General features: G+C 58.7%; 18 protein-coding genes. 8 read left to right on the plus strand and 10 right to left on the minus strand.

Annotated features, from left to right (window positions below; translation table 11 throughout):
* Nucleotides 1-33: 33 nt before the first annotated feature.
* From GQ39_RS00745 to GQ39_RS00765, 5 genes are all read right to left on the minus strand, one after another.
* Nucleotides 34-735 (minus strand): ABC transporter ATP-binding protein, encoded by a 702-nt coding sequence (locus tag GQ39_RS00745; RefSeq protein WP_047526470.1) that lies wholly within the window; start codon nucleotides 733-735, stop codon nucleotides 34-36.
* A complete protein-coding gene (gene livG / locus GQ39_RS00750; RefSeq protein ID WP_047526471.1) occupies nucleotides 736-1503 on the minus strand; it encodes a high-affinity branched-chain amino acid ABC transporter ATP-binding protein LivG in 768 nt (255 codons plus the stop codon).
* Complete coding sequence (locus GQ39_RS00755) at nucleotides 1500-2756, minus strand: high-affinity branched-chain amino acid ABC transporter permease LivM (protein ID WP_047526473.1); 1257 nt, start codon at nucleotides 2754-2756, stop codon at nucleotides 1500-1502. The genes livG and GQ39_RS00755 overlap by 4 nt, the downstream gene beginning before the upstream one ends.
* The gene (gene livH / locus GQ39_RS00760) at nucleotides 2753-3676 is read right to left on the minus strand and encodes a high-affinity branched-chain amino acid ABC transporter permease LivH (protein WP_047526475.1); all 924 of its coding nucleotides are present in this window, start codon (nucleotides 3674-3676) and stop codon (nucleotides 2753-2755) included. Before livH ends, GQ39_RS00755 begins: the two co-directional genes overlap by 4 nt.
* A 232-nt stretch (nucleotides 3677-3908) precedes the next feature.
* Nucleotides 3909-5036 (minus strand): branched-chain amino acid ABC transporter substrate-binding protein, encoded by a 1128-nt coding sequence (locus tag GQ39_RS00765; RefSeq protein WP_047526476.1) that lies wholly within the window; start codon nucleotides 5034-5036, stop codon nucleotides 3909-3911.
* A 352-nt stretch (nucleotides 5037-5388) separates the two neighbouring features.
* Between GQ39_RS00765 and GQ39_RS00770 the strand changes: the two genes are divergently transcribed.
* The gene (locus tag GQ39_RS00770; protein WP_047526479.1) at nucleotides 5389-5694 is read left to right on the plus strand and encodes a DUF2288 domain-containing protein; all 306 of its coding nucleotides are present in this window, start codon (nucleotides 5389-5391) and stop codon (nucleotides 5692-5694) included.
* A gap of 286 nt (nucleotides 5695-5980) precedes the next feature.
* Here the strand turns inward: GQ39_RS00770 and GQ39_RS00775 are convergent, their stop codons facing one another.
* The gene (locus GQ39_RS00775; RefSeq protein WP_047526481.1) at nucleotides 5981-8185 is read right to left on the minus strand and encodes a hypothetical protein; all 2205 of its coding nucleotides are present in this window, start codon (nucleotides 8183-8185) and stop codon (nucleotides 5981-5983) included.
* 197 nt (nucleotides 8186-8382) lie between these two features.
* Between GQ39_RS00775 and GQ39_RS00780 the strand changes: the two genes are divergently transcribed.
* Nucleotides 8383-9279 carry an NAD(P)-dependent oxidoreductase gene (locus GQ39_RS00780; protein ID WP_161793916.1) on the plus strand — a complete coding sequence of 299 codons (897 nt, stop codon included), beginning with the start codon at nucleotides 8383-8385 and terminating at the stop codon, nucleotides 9277-9279.
* On the opposite strand, the gene GQ39_RS00785 is transcribed toward GQ39_RS00780, so the two are convergent.
* Nucleotides 9236-11386: a putative bifunctional diguanylate cyclase/phosphodiesterase gene (locus GQ39_RS00785; protein ID WP_279627446.1), complete on the minus strand. Its 2151-nt coding sequence runs from the start codon at nucleotides 11384-11386 to the stop codon at nucleotides 9236-9238. The two genes, GQ39_RS00780 and GQ39_RS00785, sit on opposite strands and share 44 nt — an antisense overlap.
* A 358-nt stretch (nucleotides 11387-11744) precedes the next feature.
* Between GQ39_RS00785 and GQ39_RS00790 the strand changes: the two genes are divergently transcribed.
* On the plus strand, nucleotides 11745-13094 hold the full coding sequence (locus tag GQ39_RS00790) for a spinster family MFS transporter (RefSeq protein ID WP_047526483.1): 1350 nt from the start codon (nucleotides 11745-11747) through the stop codon (nucleotides 13092-13094).
* Between the two features lie 173 nt (nucleotides 13095-13267).
* On the opposite strand, the gene rapA is transcribed toward GQ39_RS00790, so the two are convergent.
* Complete coding sequence (gene rapA, locus GQ39_RS00795) at nucleotides 13268-16114, minus strand: RNA polymerase-associated protein RapA (protein ID WP_047526485.1); 2847 nt, start codon at nucleotides 16112-16114, stop codon at nucleotides 13268-13270.
* Nucleotides 16115-16344: 230 nt separating this feature from the next.
* Here rapA and GQ39_RS00800 point away from each other — a divergent pair, with 230 nt between their 5' ends.
* From GQ39_RS00800 to ccoM, 3 genes are all read left to right on the plus strand, one after another.
* Nucleotides 16345-16686, plus strand: a complete 342-nt coding sequence (locus GQ39_RS00800) for a hypothetical protein (protein WP_047526487.1) — start codon at nucleotides 16345-16347, stop codon at nucleotides 16684-16686.
* Between the two features lie 100 nt (nucleotides 16687-16786).
* Nucleotides 16787-16948 (plus strand): hypothetical protein, encoded by a 162-nt coding sequence (locus GQ39_RS32910; protein ID WP_007998358.1) that lies wholly within the window; start codon nucleotides 16787-16789, stop codon nucleotides 16946-16948.
* Between the two features lie 153 nt (nucleotides 16949-17101).
* Entirely contained in the window at nucleotides 17102-17218 is a 117-nt protein-coding gene (ccoM, locus tag GQ39_RS33545; RefSeq protein ID WP_008056860.1) for a cytochrome c oxidase subunit CcoM, read from the plus strand.
* A 187-nt stretch (nucleotides 17219-17405) separates the two neighbouring features.
* Here ccoM and GQ39_RS00810 read toward each other — a convergent pair whose 3' ends face one another.
* On the minus strand, nucleotides 17406-18881 hold the full coding sequence (locus GQ39_RS00810) for an inorganic phosphate transporter (protein WP_047526489.1): 1476 nt from the start codon (nucleotides 18879-18881) through the stop codon (nucleotides 17406-17408).
* Nucleotides 18882-19258: 377 nt separating this feature from the next.
* Nucleotides 19259-19459: a hypothetical protein gene (locus tag GQ39_RS00815; RefSeq protein ID WP_007935837.1), complete on the minus strand. Its 201-nt coding sequence runs from the start codon at nucleotides 19457-19459 to the stop codon at nucleotides 19259-19261.
* A gap of 682 nt (nucleotides 19460-20141) precedes the next feature.
* Between GQ39_RS00815 and pcaR the strand changes: the two genes are divergently transcribed.
* Nucleotides 20142-20984 (plus strand): pca regulon transcriptional regulator PcaR, encoded by an 843-nt coding sequence (gene pcaR / locus GQ39_RS00820; protein ID WP_047526497.1) that lies wholly within the window; start codon nucleotides 20142-20144, stop codon nucleotides 20982-20984.
* Between the two features lie 290 nt (nucleotides 20985-21274).
* Nucleotides 21275-22621: an MFS transporter gene (locus GQ39_RS00825; protein ID WP_047526498.1), complete on the plus strand. Its 1347-nt coding sequence runs from the start codon at nucleotides 21275-21277 to the stop codon at nucleotides 22619-22621.
* The last annotated feature ends 185 nt before the right edge of the window (nucleotides 22622-22806 follow it).

A 22806-nucleotide genomic window follows, 5' to 3' on the forward strand; every position in this document is an offset into this window, starting at 1 on the left:
CCGCAAAGGCCGTTTTCTGGTTACCGCAATCGCTTAGCCGCCGAGGTACGCTTCGCGCACTTTCGGGTCGGTCAGCAAGGCTTCACCGGTGCCTTGCATCACGACCCGGCCGTTTTCCAGCACGTAGGCACGGTCAGCGATTTTCAGCGCCTGGTTGGCGTTTTGCTCGACCAGGAACACCGTCACACCGTCCTTGCGCAACTGTTCGATGATGTCGAAGATCTGCTGGATGATAATCGGTGCCAGGCCCAACGATGGCTCGTCGAGCAGCAGCAGCTTGGGTTTGCTCATCAGCGCACGGCCGATGGCAAGCATTTGCTGTTCGCCGCCGGACATGGTGCCGCCGCGTTGGCTAAAGCGCTCTTTCAGGCGTGGGAAAAGTCCGAGGACCTTGTCCATTTGTTCCTGATAATCGCCCTTCGCGGTAAAGAAACCACCCATGGAGAGGTTTTCTTCCACGGTCAGGCGCGAGAACACCCGGCGACCTTCCGGCACCACGGCGATGCTCTTGCGCATGATCTGCGCCGAGGTTTGCCCCACGAGCTCTTCACCCAAGTAACGGATGCTGCCGCTGTGGGCTTGCGGCGAGCCGCAGAGGGTCATCAGCAGGGTGGATTTGCCCGCGCCGTTGGCGCCGATCAGCGTGACGATTTCGCCCTGACGGATTTCCACGTTGACGCTGTGCAGGGCCTGGATCTTGCCATAGAAGGTGGAAACGTTTTCGAACTGCAGCATTTACGCTTCCCCCAGGTAGGCTTTGATCACTTCAGGATTGTCGCGGATCTGTTCCGGCGTGCCGTCGGCCAGAGGCGTGCCCTGGTTGATCACGACGATGTGGTCGGAAATGCTCATGACCAGTTTCATGTCGTGTTCGATCAGCAGCACGGTGACGTTGTGCTCTTCACGCAGCACGCTGATCAGCGCCTTGAGGTCTTCGGTTTCCTTCGGGTTCAGGCCGGCTGCGGGCTCGTCGAGCATGAGGATCCGCGGGCGGGTCATCATGCAGCGAGCGATTTCCAGGCGACGTTGCTGACCGTAGGCCAGGGTACCGGCCGGACGGTTGGCGAACTCCTTGAGATGAACTTTTTCCAGCCAGTATTCGGCGAAATCCATGGCCTCGCGTTCGCTTTTGCGGAACGACGGGGTCTTGAACAGGCCGGACAGGAAGTTGGTGTTCAGGTGACGATGCTGGGCGATCAAGAGGTTCTCGACCGCAGTCATGTCCTTGAACAACCGCACGTTCTGGAAGGTACGCACCACGCCTTTGAGGGCGATCTTGTGGCCCGGCAGGCCCTCGATCGGCTCGCCGTCCAGCAGGATGCTGCCGCCGCTTGGCTTGTAGAAGCCGGTCAGGCAGTTGAACACGGTGGTCTTGCCGGCGCCGTTGGGGCCGATCAGGGCGACCACTTGTTTCTCTTTCACGCTCAAGGCTACGCCGTTGACCGCCAGCAAGCCGCCGAAGCGCATGCTCAGGTTTTCTACTTTCAGGATCTCGCGGCTCATTTGCGCAGCTCCATGTGAGGACGTTGCATGGGCAGCAGACCCTGAGGGCGCCAGATCATCATCAGTACCATCAAGGCACCGAACATCAACATGCGGTACTCACTGAACTCACGCATCATTTCCGGCAACAGGATCATGACCACCGCCGCGAGGATCACGCCCAGCTGCGAGCCCATGCCACCCAGCACGACGATGGCGAGAATGATCGCCGACTCGATGAAGGTGAAGGATTCCGGCGTTACCAGGCCCTGACGGGCAGCGAAGAAGCTGCCGGCAAAACCGGCGAAGCTGGCGCCCAGGGTAAAGGCTGAAAGCTTGATCACGGTCGGGTTGAGGCCCAGTGCCCGGCAGGCGATTTCGTCTTCACGCAAGGCTTCCCACGCGCGGCCCAGCGGCATGCGCAGCAAGCGGTTGATGACGAACAGCGCACCCAAAGCCAGGAGCAACGCAACCAGGTAAAGGAAGATCACCTTGTTGATCGAGTTGTATTCCAGGCCGAAGTACTCGTGGAAGGTCTGCATCCCTTCGGCGGCTTTACGTTCGAAGGTCAGGCCGAAGAACGTCGGTTTCTCGATGTTGCTGATGCCGTTCGGACCGCCAGTGAGGCCGGTCAGGTTACGCAGGAACAGACGGATGATTTCACCAAAGCCCAGGGTCACGATCGCCAGGTAGTCACCGCGCAGACGCAGTACCGGGAAACCGAGCAGGAAGCCGAAGGTGGCGGACATCAGGCCGGCGATTGGCAGGCAGATCCAGAAGCTCAGGCCGTAGTAGTGCGACAGCAGCGCATAGCTGTAGGCACCGACGGCGTAGAAGCCGACGTAACCGAGGTCGAGCAGGCCGGCCAGGCCGACCACGATGTTCAGGCCGAGGCCGAGCATCACGTAGATCAGCACCAGGGTCGCGATGTCCACCGCGCCGCGAGAGCCGAAGAACGGCCAGACCAGCGCACCGGCGATCAGCGCAATGATGATCCAGCGCTGGGTGGTCGGCAGGGTCAGGAAATTACTGGCCTTGGCCGGAATCAGCGGCACGCCGGGCGAGGAACGCCAGGCCGAGCTGATTTCCCGGTCGAAGATCACGCGCAGGAACATCAGCACCGAGCACACGGCGATGGTGATCAGCGTGGCGTTGCTGGTGCCATGGACTTCGAGGTTGATGCCAACGATGGTCAGCTTCAGACCGAGTACCGGGTAGGCCACGGCCCACACCAGCAAGGCGCTGAACAGCGCCTGTTTAAGATTCCTAGTCATACTTTCTCAACCTCCGGACGGCCCAGCAGGCCGGTTGGCCGGAACAACAACACCAGAACCAATAGGCCGAACGCCACGACGTCCTTGTACTGGTCGCCGAAGATATCGGCACCGAAGGCTTCCGCCACGCCCAGGACCAGCCCGCCGAGCATGGCGCCCGGAATGCTGCCGATACCGCCCAATACCGCAGCGGTGAAGGCCTTGAGGCCGACCAGGAAACCGGCGTTCGGGTTGATCACGCCGTATTGCATGCTCAGCAGCACGGCCGCGACGGCCGCCAGCGCGGCACCGATGACGAAGGTCAGGGCGATGATGTTGTTGGTGTTGATACCCAGCAGGTTGGCCATCTTGATGTCTTCGGCGCAGGCACGGCAGGCGCGACCCAGGCGAGAGCGGGAGATGAACAGCGTCAGGCCGAGCATGGCGACCAGGGTCACCACGAACACCACGATTTGCATGTAGGAAATCAGCACTTCATGTGCGCCACCTGGCCCGATGGAGAAGTTGCCCGGAATCAGGTTGGGAATGGATTTGTCCTTGGAGTCTTGCGCCAACAGAACCGTGTTCTGCAGGAATATCGACATGCCGATGGCGGAAATCAGCGGGATCAGACGGTTGCTGCCGCGAAGTGGGCGGTAAGCGATCCGTTCGATGCTGTAACCGTAGGCACTGGTCACGACAATGGTCGCGAGGAAAGCGGCGGTCATCAACAGTGGAACACTGTCGAGTCCCAGCATGGTCAGTCCGGCGATGGCGATGAACGCCACGTAGGAACCGATCATGTACACCTCGCCGTGGGCGAAGTTGATCATTCCAATGATGCCGTAAACCATCGTATAGCCGATGGCGATCAGGGCATACGTGCTGCCAATGGTCAGACCATTAACCAGCTGTTGGAAGAAGTGATAGATGTCAGGCATTACAGCGCTCCTAAAAACCTGATACGCATTTCACTGGTGGAGTCATTTTCCCGCTCGAGCCCCATGGATCTGCATCCACTTCGAATTCGAGGTTTGCCAGCGAACCGCTGATGACGGTTTTGAGATTTTCAGGTGGGGAGACTAGCGGATCACGCCAGCACGGCCCAATACGTTCGTAAAACAAAGCCCACGGCACGCCGTGGGCTTTGTTGGCAGTCAGTCAGGCAAGGCCTTACTGAGGCGAAACTTCAGTTTTAGGTTTACCGAAGTGCCACTCGTAAACCACGAACTTGAAGTCTTTCAGGTCGCCCTTGGCGTCGAAGCTCAGGTCGCCAGTTGGAGTCTTGAAAGAGCCTGCGTGGATGGCAGCAGCCACTTTGGCAGTGTCTTCGCTCTTGGCGGCAGCGATACCACCGGCAATGACTTCAACAGCCGAGTAGGCCGGGAACACGAACGGACCGCTTGGATCTTCTTTCTTGGCCTTGAACGCATCAGCCAGGGCAACGTTTGCCGGGTCCTGGTCGAAGGATTTAGGCAGGGTCACCAGCAGGCCTTCGGAAGCGTCCTTGGCGATCTGCGAAATGGAGTCGTTACCCACGCCTTCCGGACCCATGAACTTGGCCTTCAGGCCTTTTTCCTGGGATTGACGCAGGATCAGACCCAGCTCCGGGTGGTAGCCGCCGTAGTAGACGAAGTCGACGTTGGCTTGCTTGAGCTTGGAGATCATCGAAGAGAAGTCTTTGTCGCCGGCGTTGATGCCTTCGAATACGGCAACCTTGACGCCTTTCTTCTCGAGGGTCTGTTTCACGGCGGTGGCGATGCCTTCACCGTATTGCTGTTTGTCGTGCAGCACAGCAACGATTTTCGGTTTTACGTGATCGGCAATGTAGTTACCGGCGGCAGGGCCCTGGGCGCTGTCCAGACCGATGGTGCGGAACACCATTTTGTAACCACGGGCGGTGATGTCCGGGCTGGTGGCAGCCGGGGTGATCATGATCACGCCTTCGTCTTCGTAGATGTCCGAAGCCGGTTGAGTGGAGCTGGAGCACAGGTGGCCAACCACGAACTTCACGCCGTCGTTGACGACTTTGTTCGCGACCGCGACCGCTTGTTTTGGATCACAGGCGTCATCGTATTCAACGGCTTCGAGTTTCTTGCCGTCGACGCCGCCCTTGGCGTTGATTTGCTCGATGGCCATTTTGGCGCCACTGAACTGCATGTCGCCGTATTGGGCTACAGGGCCGGTTTTAGGGCCGGCGATGCCGATCTTGATGGTATCAGCTGCGAACGAATGGCTGGCAACCCCGGCCAGAACCATAGCGGCAAACAGTTTGGAAATCTGCTTAGTAGCCTTAGTCATAGTGCTCCACTCTTACTGTTGTATTTTTTATAGTCCTGGCGCCGTTGGCGGCAGAACCGGGTCAGATATCCACGACATCCCCCGGAAAATGCCCCTCGGCAACTGTACCGGTACAGTGTAGAGCGCCGATTGTCAGCCTGGGAAGCTGGCGGCGGGGGGCAAAACTTTGGGGTGTCGCTTTTTTGAAAGAAAAAGACAGAATTGCGGCGGGACTTTGGAGTGCTTATAGCCAGATTCCGTTCATTCCTTGGCATTCCTGCTCTTTTCATTCGGTGACTCAATGTGCAACTGGGTTTTTCTATCAGGATCACCGACGTTATCATTGCGTCGATTTCTTATCCGGACAGGACCCATGACTCAAGAACCTAGCACCCTCTATGCCAAGCTGCTTGGTGAAACTGCATCTATTACCTGGAAGGAGTTGGAGCCGTTCTTCGCCAAGGGTGCCCTATTGTGGGTCGACCCCGGTCTGGATTTGATCGCCGCCGCCGAAGCCGTGGCCACCGATGAGGGGGAGAAAGTGGCTGCCTGGCTGGCTGCCGATCAGCTCGCCAAGCTGTCTGAAACGCGGGCGCTGGATCTGTTTGAACGTGATCCCGAGTTGTGGGCGGTGGTCGTTTCGCCGTGGATAATGATCCAGGAAAGGGCAAAGTCATAAATGCCCGCACTTGTTTGGTGCGTGGCGGTGTCGGTTAAAAGTGTGTAGGCGAGTAGCGTGATGGCACGTTGCCGTAGAGAAAGGCCACAGCCTCACGGTGACGTAAACGTAACGGGAACAGTTAAGTGAGCAGCCGAATGGCTGCTCAATTGTTTCTGGATGTTGAGATTTGTGTGACGTGCAAGGCCGTCATCGCGAGCAGGCTCGCTCCCACAGGTTTCCGTTGGCTCGGATACTGTGGGAGCGAGCCTGCTCGCGATTAGCCACGACGCGGTATGCGCCGGTCTTAGTAAGTGGTTTTACCCGTGTGGTTATTCAGCGAAATGACCTTGGTCTTGCCGATGCGGTGGCGGTAGATCTCGCGCAGGTATTTGATGGCTTTTTTCACGCAGTCCCGGGACAGGCGAATGTCGTTGATCGAGACGAACTTGTCCTTGTCGTTGATCAGTTCACGATACTTTTTCTCATACATCGGCTTGATCGCGTACCAGTTGGTATCGAGGATCTTGGCCGGGTTCTCGAACTCGTTGAGCAGGTCGTCGATCAAGCCTTCGTCGAAGTGATCATGGATGATGAAGTCCAGTATCGAGTTGTCGAGGGTCTCATCGAAGCGGTACGGGTTTTTTGCAAAGCAACGCTTGATGAATGCAACGATCAGCGTCAGGAAGTCGTCCGACAGGCATGGGCTCTTGGCGATCAGCGTGGTCAGGGACAGGTTGGCCGAGGCGCCGATCACCAGCGCATAGCGCTTGAGCGTGGTGTTGGGGAACAGGCTGTTGAGGTGGGTCTTCAACCGGTTCAGGTCCATGTAGGACAGCTTGTAGTCCTTCGGCAGGGAAACGATCGACACCACCGACGAGCAATTCTTGAAGAAGTGCAGGTCGTGCAGCGCGGCCGCGTCATACCCCGAGTTCTTGTACTGCTCCAGCGATGCCCGATAGCGCTTGGACTCAATGGGCAACAGGCTGATGCCTTCGATGGCCTGTGTGACCTTGTTGAAGTGCGGCAGGTCGATGGAGCGGAAGAACAGGTCGTCGATGTTCAGGCGCTGCGGCTCTTTCTCGAACACCTTGAATTTGTCGCTGGTCGGCGGCGGGGATTCCGGCACCACGGATTCGGCGTAGGCGATGGCCACCGGGCCGGCCAGGCTCATGAACAGGTCGTTGGCATCGAGGCGAATGGTCTCGCCGATGTCGATGCCGGCACGACGGAAATAGTTCTGGTCGTAGTCGGTCGTTACCGCTTGTGCCGTCAGAATGTTGAAAATCTGTTGTGAGATGTATTGGTTGGCGTGCTTTTCCATGGCATTGACATCAATGTTCTGGATATTGCCGTCATCGCTCTCTTCGGCGTAACGCATGATGTCGTTGGAGATCAGCATCATGGCATTCCATGGGCGGATACGGCCCATGACGCTGGCTTCGCTGCTGTCCTCGTTGGCGAAGTTGTAGGAGAAGTCCCACTCTTCCGACAGGTATTTGCACAACAGGCGACCGGCGTTGATATGCAAGGCTTCAGACATTTCGCTGCGATGATCGGAAATGTTCGGCAACACGCAGATGCCGCTGGTGAAGATCGGTTCGAAGACGAAGGAATGACCACTCTTGCCGTCGTGCTCGTCCATCGGCTTGGTGTCGAACGTCTTGTTCATGTACGAGTGCTGCTGGGCCAGGCCGAACTCCGAAGCCATGCCCGAACCGGTACCGCCGCCGGCACTGAAAATCGAGAAATACAGGCGCGACTGGTTGGCCTTGATGCCGCAGCTGTCGATCAGGTACGAGTGAATCATTTTCCAGTCCGGGCTGGAGAAACGCTGGGTGTCCTTGTTGAGGATGATCTTGGCCAGGTACTGGCCGAGGATCGGCGCGTTACCAGCGCCACCGGCGTGGACTTCCGACAAGTCCATGATTTTCATTTTGCTGTAGTCGCGCAGGAACCCGCTTTTTTCGCCCTTGCGCGAGAAACGGATACGGCCGGCGATGTCTTTGTCCAGGTCGCCCAGCATGACCAGCGGTTCTACCAGGAACACCGGTTTGGTGGCTTTGTTCGGCCCCAGGCGCAGGTTGTTGCGAATCCATTGGGCCGGGCTGTAGCCCTTTTCGGCAAAGCGCTTGTCCGGCGACAGGCGATCTTCGTTGTTGAATTCGTTGAGATAGAACTTGCGGGCGTTGTACACCAGCTCCGCGACATCCAGCGCGATGTTCGAGCCGCAACGACCCAGGCCGATCAGGCATACCGACGGGAATTCCTGATCGTTGTGCTGTTCGTTATCGCCTTCCAGATGCGACGGGCGCGGGAACACCATGTCGCGCAGGCCATCGAGGTTGTCGAGGATACGGTCAGTATTGGTTTCGGTGAAATACAGGTATTGCTGGGTCGCCAGCGGGCGGGACGGGAGCAATGGCTTCGACGGCATTGGGGCGGGGCTGTTCGCCGCAGGGCTCAACGTCAGGTCGGATACCACAGGGGCCGGATTGTTTTTAGAAGTCATTGTTCGCCATGTACCTGGGCTGGTGGTCGGGCGACTCGCTGTCGTCGAACCGTCACGGAATGAGAACTCGCGTCTTTTATCAGCGCGTATTTGTCCCAAGCTTCAGAGCCATGGCCTGAATGTCGCTCGGGGGAATCCTTTCCTAAGTCATGATGAATCGGCCAATATTCAACGTTCTTTAATCAAAAGGAGGCCAAATGATGTCAACGCTACCTTCGTTGGGATTTGCCGGGGTCGGCCTGATGGGCCTGCCTATGTGCAAGCGCCTGCTTGCGGCGGGTTTTCCGCTGACGGTGTGGAACCGCAATCCGGCCAAGTGCGCGCCGCTGGTCCAGGCTGGGGCGCGCCAGGTCGCCACGCCTGCCGAGCTATGCCAACACGCTGATGTGGTGATGTTGTGCCTGGCCGATACCCCGGTCGTCCGTGAGGTGGTTTTCGGTGCGGCGGGGATTGTCGAAGGGGCGAAAAGCGGTCAGTTGCTGGTGGATTTTTCCAGCCTGGAACCGACTGCAACGCGGGAAATGGCCTCGGAGCTTGTCAGTAAAACCGGTATGGGTTGGCTGGATGCGCCGGTCTCCGGCGGCGTGGTCGGAGCCGAGGCCGGAAGCCTCGCGATCATGGTGGGCGGCGAGGCGGCGGCGCTTGATCGGGTCAAACCTGTCTTGTTGAGCCTTGGCCAGCGCGTGACGCACATGGGGGCCGTCGGGGCGGGGCAGGTGACCAAGGCCTGCAATCAAATGATCGTGGCCTGCAACGCGCTGGTTATTGCTGAAGTGGTGGCGCTGGCGGAGCGCTCCGGTGTTGATGCGAGCCTGATCGCCGAGGCGCTGGCCGGTGGTTTTGCCGACTCAAAACCTTTGCAGATTCTCGGCCCGCAAATGGCCGAAAGCCGTTTCGAACCAGTCAAATGGCACGTGCGAACCCTGCTCAAGGATCTGGATACCGCGGTGAAGTTTTCCCGTGAGCAAGGCTCGGCAACGCCGATCAGCGGTCTGGCCGCGCAATTGATGCGATTGCATGGGAGCCAGGGCTTCCTGGAACATGACCCGTCTACATTAGTGCAGTTGTACCGTGAACCAGACTCAACGGCGTAACGGTGTATGCGTGCTTGCGCTGGTTGATCTCGTCCAGCACCGGGCGTAAATCATTGAGGGGCACCGGGCGGCTTAGCAGGTACCCCTGAACAAAGTCACAGCCGTGGCGTTCGAGAAACTGGTATTGCTCGAACGTTTCGACGCCCTCGGTGACCACGTCCAGATGCAGCGTGTGGGCCATGACGATAATGGCCTGGACGATCTCCATGTCCTGGGCGGATTTGGGGATGTCGATAATGAACGATCGATCGATCTTCAGCGTGTTGAGTGGCAAGCGCTTGAGGTAGGCCAGGGACGAGTAACCGGTGCCGAAGTCATCGATCGACAGCGACACGCCGAGGGCGCGAATCTGCTGCAGCAATACCAGCGTTTCGGTGATGTTGCCCATCAATGCATTTTCAGTCACCTCCAGTTCCAGCCGCCTTGGCGCCACTGCGGCGCTGCGCAAGGCCTGTTCGATTTCCCCGGCCAGTTCCTCGCGAACCAGGCTCAGGGGCGAGCAATTCACGGCAATCTTCAGTTCATCGCAGCCCTGTCGTGACAATTCGCCGAGGTCCTGGCAGGCCTTGCGCAGCACCCATTTGTCCAGTTCGGTGATCAGGCCATTGGACTCGGCGAGGGCAATGAAACGATCCGGTGCGAGGAAACCGTGGACAGGATGCTGCCAGCGAATCAACGCTTCCAGTTTGCTGGCCTGGCCGGTTTTCAGGTCGTAGATTGGCTGGTAATAGAGCATCAGGCCGGTGTCTTCGCGCAGGGCATGGCGCAGTTCTTCTTCCAGTTGCAGTTCCAGCGTGGCCCGGGCCTTGAGATTGGCGCTGAAAAAATTCAAGCCGTTGCGACCGCTGCCCTTGGACTGATACAGCGCCAAATCGGCATTTTTCAGCAGTTCTTCGCAGGTTTTTCCATCCTCCGGAAACAGGCTGATACCGATGCTGGTCGTCATGACCATGCGCCGCCCGGCCAGCTCGATGGGGTCCTTCATTTTCAGCATGATGCGTTGTGCCATTTGTCGGGCTTCGTCCCGATCGTGCAGATCGATGAGGATGCAGAATTCATCGCCACCGAATCGCGCCACGACATCTTCGTGGCTGCGCACCGAGGCCTTGATGTGGCTGGCCAGTACCTTGAGCAGTTCGTCGCCCGCATCATGGCCCAGGCTGTCGTTGATCCGCTTGAAATGGTCAATGTCGAGGAACAGGACGGCAAGCATGCCACCTTCATGGGTTTTCTCGATGAGCTTCTCGGCGAAGATCTGATTGAAACCGCGTCGGTTGATCAGGCTGGTCAAGGCGTCGTAGTGCGCGACCTGTTGCAGGGAAACGCGTGCCTGGTCGAGTTGGCTGAGCAGCGAGTTCACCCGTTGCAGGTCATGATCCTTTTTTTGCAGTTTCTTGTCCGCCAGGGCCGCGCTGATGCAGCTGCCAATGATGAGCAGCGTCATGACTGCGACAGTCACCCCCAATTGCAGGTGGTTGTGTTCCCCTGGTTGCGGCAGGACGGTGCCGCCGGGTAGCAACAGATTGAAAGCCGCCATACCCGTAAAGTGCATGCTGATGATGCCGGCCCCTATAACCAGGCTCGCGCTGTATTTGAACAACTGATGAAACATCCCGGTGCCGTTGCGCAAATGGCTGGCCAGTAACAGCGCCGCCAGGCTGGCGCCAATCGCAATCAGGATGGAGAGCCCAAACAACACTGGCTGGTAATAGACCTTCGCTTGCGACTGCATGGCGCCCATGCCCACGTAATGCATGGTCGCGATGCCCATGCCGATCCAGACGGAGGCTTTCAGGCATTGCCAAAAGCTCAGGGAGGGGCGACTGAGGGTGTACATCACCAGCCAGGAGGTGAGCAGGGCGATCAACAGGGACAACAAGGTGACGGGCAGTTGGAAATGAACATCGACCGGCACCTGGAACGCCAGCATGCCGATAAAGTGCATGGCCCATATTCCGCCGGCCAGGCAGCCGGCACCGACCCAGCGCCACAGTCGTTGGGAGGAGAGGTTTTCCGCGTGGGCAACCCGTTCGGCCATGTCCAGTGTGGCAAAACTGCCGGCACAGGCGACCAGATAAGCCAGTAACACCAGAAAGGGGTCATGCATGCAGTTAAGTATGACCTGCCCGTTCACTGGTAGCTCGGTAATGAAATGCAGACCAAGCCAGTCCATAGCATGCCCCGTCGTTAATCACCCTGGCCTGCGCAATCGACGCTGGCGAATGCACTGAAGTATAGAGGGCATGCACGAAGCGCAAGCCATGGTGGCTAAATGGGCCCAACCTTTTTGGAATGGGCTTTAGAGCGATTGGAAATAAATTGTTGCATGGGCTGCGCCCGCCACCATGGGTGGGTATCAGCCTTGCGAATAATGACAGACAGCATTCGCGGGCCTGACTAGATTGCAAGTTCCGGGCTCGGATGCGCTGGCAGTGAAGCCCCATAACAATAAAAGAGACGGACCCATGCAGAACTCGACCCAAGCGGCGAATGCCTGGCGCATTCTGTTCCTGCTGTTCCTGGCCAATCTGTTCAATTTTTTCGACCGCACGATCCCGGCCATCATCATTGAGCCGATCCGCATGGAATGGCACCTCAGCGACTTTCAGTTGGGGATCATCGGCACCGCCTTCACCCTTGTCTACGCGATAGCCGGCCTGCCACTGGGGCGGATGGCCGATACCGGTTCGCGCAGCAAGTTGATGGGCTGGGGGCTGGCCGTGTGGAGCGGGTTGACCGCGGTCAACGGCATGGTAGGCAGTTTCTGGAGTTTCCTGGTCGTGCGCATGGGTATCGGCATCGGTGAGGCCAGTTACGCGCCCGCCGCCAACTCGTTGATCGGCGATTTGTTTCCCGCTCACCGACGGGCGCGGGCCATGGGTATTTTCATGCTCGGCCTGCCTTTGGGCTTGTTGCTGGCGTTCTTTACCATCGGGGCGATGGTCAAGGCGTTCGACAGCTGGCGGGCACCTTTCTTCATCGCTGCCGTACCGGGACTGATCCTGGCGGTGTTCATGTTTTTCATCAAGGAGCCGAAGCGGGGGGCTGCCGAGAGCGTACAAGTCTCGCAAGAGCGCGTCGACCGACCTATCCGCCGGGTTTTGGCGGTGCCGACTTTTCTGTGGCTGGTGATGGCCGGGCTGTGTTTCAACTTCGCAACTTATGCCTGCAACTCGTTTCTGGTGCCGATGCTTCAGCGTTACTTTCTGATGCCTTTGCAGGAGGCCGCCGTGGCGACCGGAGTGATTGTCGGTGTGACCGGCCTGGTGGGCCTGACGCTGGGTGGCTGGGTCGCGGACAAGATCCATCAACGGGTCGCCAACGGACGTCTGCTGTTTGCTGCGATCAGCCTGATCATATCGACCCTGTGCACGGCCTGGGCGCTGCATTCGGGACGGATCGAGATTGGCGTGTTCGTGGCGGTGTTCAGTCTGGGCTGGTTGTTCGCCTATAACTTTTACACCTGCGTGTACACGGCGATTCAGGACGTGGTCGAGCCGCGTCTGCGGGCGACGGCCATGGCGCTGTTCTTTGCCGGCTTGTACCTGTTGGGCGGTGGCCTGGGGCCGGTGGTGGTGGGCGCGTTGTCCGATCACTTCGCCCATACAGCGATGCTTGCCGCCGGTGCCGAACAGATGACCGAAGCGTTCAAGGCTGTCGGCCTGCATGATGCGATGTACCTGATCCCGGTGGCGCTGTTTTTCACCATGGTGTTTTTGTTCCTGGCTGCGCGGTGTTTTGTGCGCGATGCCAAGCGGATGAAGGAGGGGTTGATTGCTGTGGTAGAGCCAGATGGGGTTGCAGCGACTGCATAATCGCTTTCGTGAGCAAGCTCGCTGTGTTCGAGTCGAACACAGAAACTTTAAACAGCCCAAGCCTGTGAGCGCTTGCTCGCGAAGAACCCATCAGCAGCAGCCGATTCATTACAGGAAATAAAAAGGCCCGCATCGCTGCGGGCCTTTTCATTTATAGCGGTGGAGCAGGGGGCTTAACCTGCCACCAACACCCGAATCGCTTCCAGTCGCAGCGCAGCCTTTTCGAGCATGGCCAGGCCTTGCTCGCGTTGTTTGCGCAGGGCAACCAGTTCGCTGTCGCGTACGGTCGGATTGACCGCTTGCAAGGCGGTCAGGCGTGCCAGTTCTTCATCGGTATCGGCCGCCAGACGACGTTGCGCCTCGGCTACACGTTCGGCGTGACGCGGGGTGATCTTTTCTTCGCCAGCGTTGATCCGTGGGGTCAGCTGATCGCGCTGGGCCTGGATGAACTTGTTGGCGCTGGCGCGCGGTACGCTTTCCAGTTGATCGTTCAGCGTTTCGAACGACACCCGGGCCGACAGGTCGTTGCCGTTCGGGTCGAGCAGGCAACGCAGGGCGGCCGGCGGCAGGTAACGGCCCAGTTGCAGTGAGCGCGGGGCAACCACTTCACTGACATACAGCAGTTCCAGCAACACGGTGCCAGGCTTGAGTGCCTTGTTCTTGATCAGCGCCACGGCGGTATTGCCCATGGAACCGGACAAAACCAGATCCATGCCGCCCTGCACCATCGGGTGCTCCCAGGTGATGAACTGCATGTCTTCGCGGGACAGCGCCTGGTTGCGGTCGTAGGTGATGGTCACGCCTTCGTCGTCGCCCAGCGGGAAGCTGGCGTCGAGCATTTTCTCGCTCGGCTTGAGGATCAGTGCGTTTTCCGAATGGTCTTCGCTGTCGATGCCGAATGCGTCGAACAGGGTTTCCATATAGATCGGCAGGGCGAATTGATCGTCTTGCTCAAGGATGGCTTCGACCAAGGCATCGCCTTCGCCGGCGCCGCCGGAATTGAGTTCCAGCAGGCGGTCGCGGCCAGTATGCAGTTCGGCTTCCAGACGTTCGCGTTCGGTGCGGGCTTCGTCGATCAGCGCTTGCCACTCGCCATCATCGGCCTCTTCCAGCAAAGGCAGCAGGCGCGGGCCGAACTGATGTTGCAGGGCGTTGCCGGTCGGGCAGGTGTTGAGGAACGCGTTCAGCGCTTCGTGGTACCACTGAAACAGGCGCTCTTGCGGGCTGGTTTCCAGGTACGGCACGTGCAGCTCAATGACGTGTTTCTGACCGATCCGGTCCAGTCGGCCGATACGTTGTTCCAGCAGGTCCGGGTGGGACGGCAGATCGAACAGCACCAGGTGATGGGAGAACTGGAAGTTGCGACCCTCACTGCCGATTTCCGAGCAGATCAGCACTTGCGCACCAAACTCTTCGTCGGCGAAGTAAGCGGCGGCGCGGTCACGCTCGAGGATGTTCATGCCCTCATGGAACACCGTGGCCGGGATGCCGGAGCGCACGCGCAGCGCGTCCTCCAGGTCCATGGCGGTTTCGGCGTGAGCACAGATCACCAGTACCTTGGTGCGTTTGAGCATCTTGAGGGTGTCGATCAACCATTCGACGCGGGGATCGAATTTCCACCAGCGATCTTCTTCGTTGGCGTCCGGCTGCGCCTGGAAGCTGACTTCCGGGTAGAGCTCGGCGTGATCGCCCAATGGCAACTCGAGGTACTCGTCCGGGCACGGCAGCGGGTACGGGTGCAGTTTGCGTTCCGGGAAACCCTGTACGGCGGCGCGGGTGTTGCGGAACAGCACGCGGCCAGTGCCGTGGCGGTCGAGCAGTTCGCGCACGAGGCGGGCGCTGGCTTCGGTATCGCCATCGTTGACGGCTGTCAGCAGGGCTTCGCCTTCGTTGCCGAGGAAACCGTGGATGGTCTTGTGCGCTTCAGGCGACAGACGCCCCTGGTCCAGCAATTCCTGAACGGCCTCGGCCACCGGGCGATAGTTTTCGCTCTCGGCGCGGAAGGCGTGCAGGTCATGGAAACGGTTCGGATCGAGCAGGCGCAGACGGGCGAAGTGGCTGTCCTGGCCCAGTTGTTCCGGGGTCGCGGTCAGCAGCAGTACGCCAGGGATGGTTTCGGCCAGTTGCTCGACCAGCGAATATTCAGGGCTGACCTGATCTTCGTGCCACACCAGGTGGTGCGCTTCGTCGACCACTAACAAATCCCAACCCGCTGCGAACAGTGCGTCCTGGGCTTTTTCATCCTCAACCAGCCATTCGAGGGCCACCAGTGCGAGCTGAGTGTCTTCGAACGGGTTGCTGGCATCGCTTTCGATGAAGCGTTCTTCGTCGAACAGCGCGACCTGCAGGTTGAAGCGACGACGCATTTCCACCAGCCACTGGTGCTGAAGGTTCTCCGGCACCAGGATCAGCACGCGATTGGCGCGACCCGACAGCAGTTGGCGATGGATCACCAGACCGGCTTCGATGGTCTTGCCCAGGCCCACTTCGTCGGCCAGCAGAACCCGTGGAGCGATACGGTCGGCGACTTCGCGGGCGATGTGCAACTGGTGTGCGATCGGTTGCGCACGCACGCCACCCAGGCCCCACAGCGCGGACTGCAACTGGCGGCTGGTGTGTTCCAGGGTGTGGTAACGCAGGGAAAACCAGGGCAGCGGGTCGATCTGCCCGGCGAACAGTCGGTCGCTGGCCAGACGGAACTGGATGAAGTTCGACAGTTGGGTTTCCGGCAGGGTGACCACTTCGTTCTGCGCGTTGAGGCCGTGGTAAACCAGCAGGCCATCGACATCGTCGACTTCGCGAACGGTCAGTTTCCAGCCTTCGAAGTGAGTGATGGTGTCACCCGGCGAGAACCGCACGCGGGTGAGGGGCGCATTCCGTAGCGCGTACTGGCGGGTGTCGCCAGTGGCCGGGTAGAGCACGGTCAACAAGCGGCCGTCCTGTGCCAGAACGGTGCCCAAACCCAGCTCGGCTTCGCTGTCACTGATCCAGCGTTGCCCCGGTTGATACTGCTGCGCCATGCTGCCTGACTCCCACCTTGAAAAAGCGGGCTATCTTAACGGAATGAGGGCTTGAGGGCCAAAAGAATAGGAGCGGCGGCAAGCTTTAAGCTCCAGGCCGCCAGTTGAACCGGATGCATTTTTTGCGGGTGGTACGGCATTCACGAGTGCCAACTGAGTCACAGTTTGCGACCGATGGCTCAAGTCGCCACCCCCGCAGCCGACAGCCTGCTGACAGGAGACCACTAAATATGCTGCCACCGATACTCCCCTTGAGTGCCGTGCCGATCACTTCACAGCATGACCCGGTCCGTCCGCGCCCTGACATTGCACCTGTGGTGCCTGCGCAGGAGAGCTCCAGCGACAGCACCATTGACCTGAAAAATCGCGACTCCGACGAAGCCACATTGCTGTTGCGCGAGGAACAGCGGCGGCGGCAGGAGCGCGAACGACGCCGTCGTGAAGCCGATGATGACCCCGAGGCGCACCTGGCGATCCCGGGTGATGAATTGAACGCCGATAACACCGTGCCCGTGGCGCCGCTGATGGTGGATCAGCCACGTCAAGGTTTGTGGGTCGATATCGAGATTTGAGTTCGCGACTGGTCAGCGAGGTCATCAGACCGCATTATTGGCAAAACCCTGCCAATCGATACGGCAGCGCAATCTCAATTCAAGCGATGCACTTAACCCCATGAGCCAAGACGACAAGCTGATCGACCTCAACGCCGAACGCGCCAAGCGCATCCATGACCTCAACGACAAGCGCTTGAATGAAGTGCGCCAGGCGTTCGAGCAGGCCATGCCTTTGGGGAAAGCGAAGAAAAAGCCAAAAAACAAACCGAAAAAGCGCTAAACCCGCTGCATTAATTGATGCAGGTCAGTTTCCCCCTCCTTTACTCCCGGTCCAGCGCCCGTAATCGGGCGACATTGACCCCGATCAATATTCTCTCCTGCCTGTTTGGATAACTTAATCCCATCGCAACAAGGCAACTGCAGGAGACGCGTCATGTTTTTCGACAACGTGGTGATCGCCGGAGTGCTGACCGTCAGCCTCATGTTGGTGTTCTTTGCAGGATTCGGATTTTTTATCTGGAAGGACTCGCACAAGCGGAAAAAACCGTAAGTCTTTCTTGATGTAATGAGCACGCAAGGCATTTTGGGCAACTTCGGTTGCCCTTTTTTTTGTCTGCGAAAAACTGATCGACAATGCAGGGTTCGCTCCCACAGGAGGATTGCTGTTTCTGCAGAATTGCATGTCAATAAAAAAGGCGCGGTCCTTGCGGAGCGCGCCTTGTTCGTTCGGCTGCGTATCAGCTGCCGAGTGCCTTCGAGGCCAGCCAGAACAGCCCGGCCGACAGGCCCACCGTGGCTGGCAGGGTCAGAACCCAGGCCAGCAGGATGTTTCTGACGGTGCCGCCCTGGAGGCCGCTTTTGTTGGCGACCATGGTACCGGCCACACCTGAAGACAAGACGTGAGTCGTGGACACCGGCAGGCTGAAGATGTTGGCCAGGCCGATCAGGCTCGCGGTGGTGATCTGTGCCGACATGCCCTGGGAGTAGGTCATGCCCTGCTTGCCGATCTTCTCGCCGATGGTCAGTACCACGCGTTTCCAGCCGATCATGGTACCCATGCCGAGGGCCAGTGCGACCGCCAGAATCACCCAGAACGGGGCGTATTCGGTCGTGGTGGTCAGGTCTTTGCGCAGCTTGTCCAGGTCAGCTTTTTCACGTGCCGCCAGGCCTGGCAACTTGCTGACTTTCTTCGCCGTGTCGTCCAGGCAGAGCAGGTAGCGACGTACTTCGATCCGCTGTTCCGATGTCAGCGAGTGATAGTCGGCTACACCCTTGAGGGTGCCGAGCAGGGCGGCGATGGTCGGTTCGGTCTGTTGCGGGTTGCAACGGAATTTCTCCGGCAGATCACCTTCCACACTTTTGCCCAGGGCCAGGAATTCACCCAGGGTTTCGTTATTGCGCTGGTAAAACTGGCTCAAGTGCAGGGTCGCGTCACGGGTCCGCTCGATCTGGTATGTGGTGCTGGTCAGGTCGAGTACGAACTGCGCCGGTACGATACCGATCAATACCAACATGATCAGACCAATACCTTTCTGGCCATCGTTGGAACCGTGCACGAAGCTCACGGCCATCGCCGAAATCACCAGTACCAGGCGGTTCCAGAACGGCGGATGTTTCTTGTCGTCGATCTTGCGGCGCTGTTCCGGTGTCTTGTGCATCTTCGACAGTGGGCGCCACCACTTGAGGCCGATCAGTATCAGCGCGGCGATCAGGAAGCCCGCCATCGGCGAGAACACCAGCGATGCTGCGATATCGATCGCTTTCTGCCAATTCACCCCGTCAGCCAGGGGGATATCGTTGATCAGTGCGTTGGCCAGGCCCACGCCGAGGATCGAGCCGATCAATGTGTGAGAGCTGGAAGCGGGGATGCCGAAGTACCAGGTGCCCAGGTTCCAGGTGATGGCGGCGGCGAGCAACGAGAACACCATTGCCAGGCCGTGGCCGGTGTTCACATTGATCAGCAGTTCCACCGGAAGCAGGTGAACGATGGCATACGCCACGCCAACGCCGCCCAGCAGTACGCCGAGGAAATTGAACACACCGGAAAAGAACACTGCCAAGTGCGGCGGCATCGCTTTGGTGTAGATAACAGTGGCGACCGCGTTAGCGGTGTCATGAAATCCATTGATGAACTCGAAGGCGAGGACAAAAGCCAGGGCGAGCAAGAGGCTCACAAGCACCCAAGCATCCAGTCCGCTGAATAAATCGATCATGAAGGTTTTCTGACCCGGTCATAAGGGGGCGCGATTATGCCAGAAAAGACTGTGAATCGATGCACTAGCTGCTCATCGGTAACATTCTTCAACGATTTATTTTGCATCAGTACCCGAAAAATCCGTGATTTTTCAGGCCTTGCAAGTCATTGAATTTATTTGAAAAGCCTTGTGCTGCAAGGGTTTCAGTTCCTGAGAGGAGCGTGCTGAATGCTTGTATGAAATTTCTGAGAGGAGGGTCAGATGTGAGCCTTTTACCTCGTCCGATGGTCAAGGTGGTCGCTGCCCGCTTGTAGCAGGCGCAAAAGGCAACATCAATACATCCCGCTTTTAACGGGTGTAAATGCAGACCCTTGAAAGGACTCAGGCCGAAGCAGTCATGGCTCTTCGGCCTTGAGTTCCTTTTCCATCTTCTGCAGTTCCTGGGTGAATGCCTGATCCTGAACGGTGGCGCGTTTACGCCAGGGTTTGCGTTCCGGTTCGGGCTGGGCGGCGTAGGTGGTGACTTCCCCGCCGTAAACTTCCTTGTAACGTTGTTCCTGGCGCTCAAGTTCCGCGCGCAGTTCGTCTTTCGTCACAGTGCTACCTGATTGAGTTGAGATAAATTCTGGTGAAAACGCGCTGCTCAATGTATTGACCACACTCATCGAAATGACGACGCCCTTGAAGGCATCGTTTACGGCAGCGGGATCTATACTTCCATGTTGCAGGCGGCCACGGCACCAGAGAAGAACGGCTGACGTAGCATCAGTTTCCTGTTCAGCGAGCGCGTTGGCGATGCAAATGCAGGCAGCGTCAGGCGCTTGCTGTGGGTGGCGGCGATGGAATATCGCGCCACCGCGTAGTCGGTTGGGCAAGTAAAAAACCGCTTGGCGACTGAATTGCATTATAGCGAGCGAATCACAGAACACTATCGCCAATGAGTTAAAAGTCGATCTTGATGTGTGATTGGTTTGTTACCCCTAACTTTCGGCTAACTAGATAGGTGTCTGATGCCACTTGGCTGCGATGTCTTTCTGACGCCATTAAGTCGAGCAACTTGGGTAACTACATCGAATCGTAAAGTCCGCACGGATTCCAGAGTAACAACATCTCAGGAAAGCCGTGCCGCCCGGTCAGTGAGCGGCGGGATTGTGCACAGCGTCGATTGCGATTATCGGCCGATAGTTCGATAATCGCCCAATGTTGATGGGGTGGGCTGGTGCAGCAGGCCAGTAGCCGCTTGTAGTAGTCACCGATCCGTGTGGATAAGGACCTTAAATGAACGATCAATTGCGCAACTCTTTCGCTTCAGTGGCTCCGCCGATTGTCGCTTCACCCGCCAAACGGATCCAGGCCCTGACCGGCGACCCGGATTTCATGACGTCCCTGGCGCGTGGACTGGCCGTCGTGCAAGCGTTCCAGGAACGCAAGCGGCACCTGACCATCGCCCAGATCAGTCATCGCACGGAAATTCCCCGTGCTGCCGTGCGCCGTTGCTTGCATACGCTGATCAAGCTCGGTTATGCCACCACCGATGGCCGGACTTATTCCCTGCTACCCAAAGTGCTGACCCTCGGGCATGCCTATGTTTCCTCCACGCCGCTGGCGGTCTCTGCCCAGCCGTATCTGGACCGCATGAGCGAGCAACTGCACGAAGCCTGCAACATGGCGACCCTGGAAGGCGATGACATCTTGTACATCGCCCGCTCGGCAACCACCCAGCGCCTGATTTCGGTTGACCTCTCGGTGGGCGGGCGCTTGCCGGCCTATTGCACGTCGATGGGCAGGATCCTGCTGGCCGCCCTGGATGATACGTCGCTGGGTGAGTACCTCGACCACGCGGAACTGCAAGCCAAGACCAGTCGAACCATCCACACCCCCGAAGCACTGCTGGAGTGCTTGCAGGAAGTGCGGCAACAGGGTTGGTGCATCGTCGATCAGGAACTGGAGCAGGGCCTGCGCTCGATTGCCGTTCCGGTGTACGACGCGTCCGGTCAGGTCGTTGCGGCCCTGAACGTCAGCACCCACGCCGGACGGGTGAGTCGCAACGAACTGGAACAGCGCTTCCTGCCCGGCCTGTTGAGTGCCAGCCGCGACCTCAGTACCCAGCTGTTTAGCTAAGCTGTTCGATAAACGCACAGAGTCGCGTTCGGTGAATTGACGCTCTTTCCCTTGGCTCATTAATGTCGCGGCAGCGTCATCCGGCGCTGTCGGTACCGATTCGGCGCCGGACGACGACCCCATAATAATGAGAAGAGGCACCCCTCATGCGCATGTTCCCGACCTGCAGCCGTTCCCACTGTTTTTCTTGTCAGGCCCGAATTGCCTGATCCCGACACCCCTTTTCCCTGTCACAGCGTCAGCCACGGCTGGCCCCTGTTCGACTGCGTTTTTTGCGTGGAATAAAAATAATGAACCAGCCTCAGTCTGCTGTAGGTAACTGCCTCGACGTGCAGTCCTTCATCAACGCTCAACCCATTTCGCGCTATCAGTGGCGAGTGGTGATCCTGTGTTTTCTGATTGTCTTCCTCGATGGCCTCGACACGGCCGCCATGGGGTTCATCGCGCCGGCCCTGTCTCAGGACTGGGGCATCGATCGCGCCAGTCTCGGCCCGGTGATGAGTGCGGCACTGATCGGCATGGTGTTCGGCGCGCTGGGCTCCGGTCCTTTGGCTGACCGCTTCGGGCGAAAAGTCGTACTGGTGGGGGCGGTGTTGTTGTTCGGTGCGTTCAGCCTGGCCTCGGCCTACAGCACCAATGTCGACCAGTTGCTCGTGTTGCGTTTCCTGACTGGCCTGGGATTGGGTGCGGGCATGCCCAACGCCACCACACTGCTGTCGGAATACACCCCGGAACGCAAGAAATCCTTGCTGGTGACCAGCATGTTCTGCGGTTTCAACCTTGGCATGGCCGGGGGCGGATTTATTTCCGCCAAGTTGATCCCGACGTTCGGCTGGCACAGCTTGTTGCTGATCGGTGGGGTCCTGCCGTTGATCCTCGGCGTCGTGTTGCTGCTGTGGCTGCCGGAATCGGCGCGCTATCTCGTCGTGCGCAACCGTGGCACCGACAAAGTGCGCAAGGCGCTGGCGCCGATTGACCCGACAGTGGTTGCCCAGGCTTCCAGTTTCAGTGTGCCGGAACAGAAAACCGTGAAGGCGCGCAACGTGTTTGCGGTGATCTTCTCCGGCACCTACAGCGTCGGCACGCTGTTGTTGTGGCTGACCTATTTCATGGGCCTGGTGATCGTGTACTTGCTGACCAGTTGGCTGCCGACCCTGATGCGTGACAGTGGCGCCAGCATGGAGCAAGCGGCGTTCATCGGTGCGCTGTTCCAATTCGGTGGCGTATTGAGTGCCGTGGGCGTGGGTTGGGCGATGGACCGGTTCAATCCGCACAAGGTCATCGGCACTTTCTACCTGTTGGCCGGGGTGTTTGCCTACGCGGTAGGGCAGAGCCTGGGCAACATCACGATATTGGCGACCCTGGTGCTGATCGCCGGGATGTGCGTCAACGGTGCGCAATCGGCAATGCCTTCGCTGGCGGCGCGGTTCTATCCGACTCAGGGACGTGCCACCGGCGTGTCGTGGATGCTCGGCATTGGCCGCTTCGGCGCCATCCTGGGGGCGTGGATGGGGGCAACGCTGTTGGGCCTGGGCTGGAACTTCGAGCAAGTGCTGACCGCGCTGGTGATTCCGGCGGCGCTCGCCACGACGGCGGTGGTGATCAAGGGCCTGGTCAGTCATGCGGATGCGACCTGAGCGATGATCGGTAGTGAGATAACAATGTGTTCGATAGGCGAACGCTCATTCGATTATCGGATTGTTTGGCGTTTTTCAGAGGCTTAATCTTCAGTGATCCCGGCGCTGCGCATCGGCGCCTTTTTCACTGTCGGTCGATAACAAACGGAAGCCCGCCCCAATGGCTGTTTTGCCGATCACATCGA

The sequence above is a fragment of the Pseudomonas sp. 11/12A genome (assembly GCF_000800055.1).
Classification (GTDB): domain Bacteria; phylum Pseudomonadota; class Gammaproteobacteria; order Pseudomonadales; family Pseudomonadaceae; genus Aquipseudomonas; species Aquipseudomonas mohnii.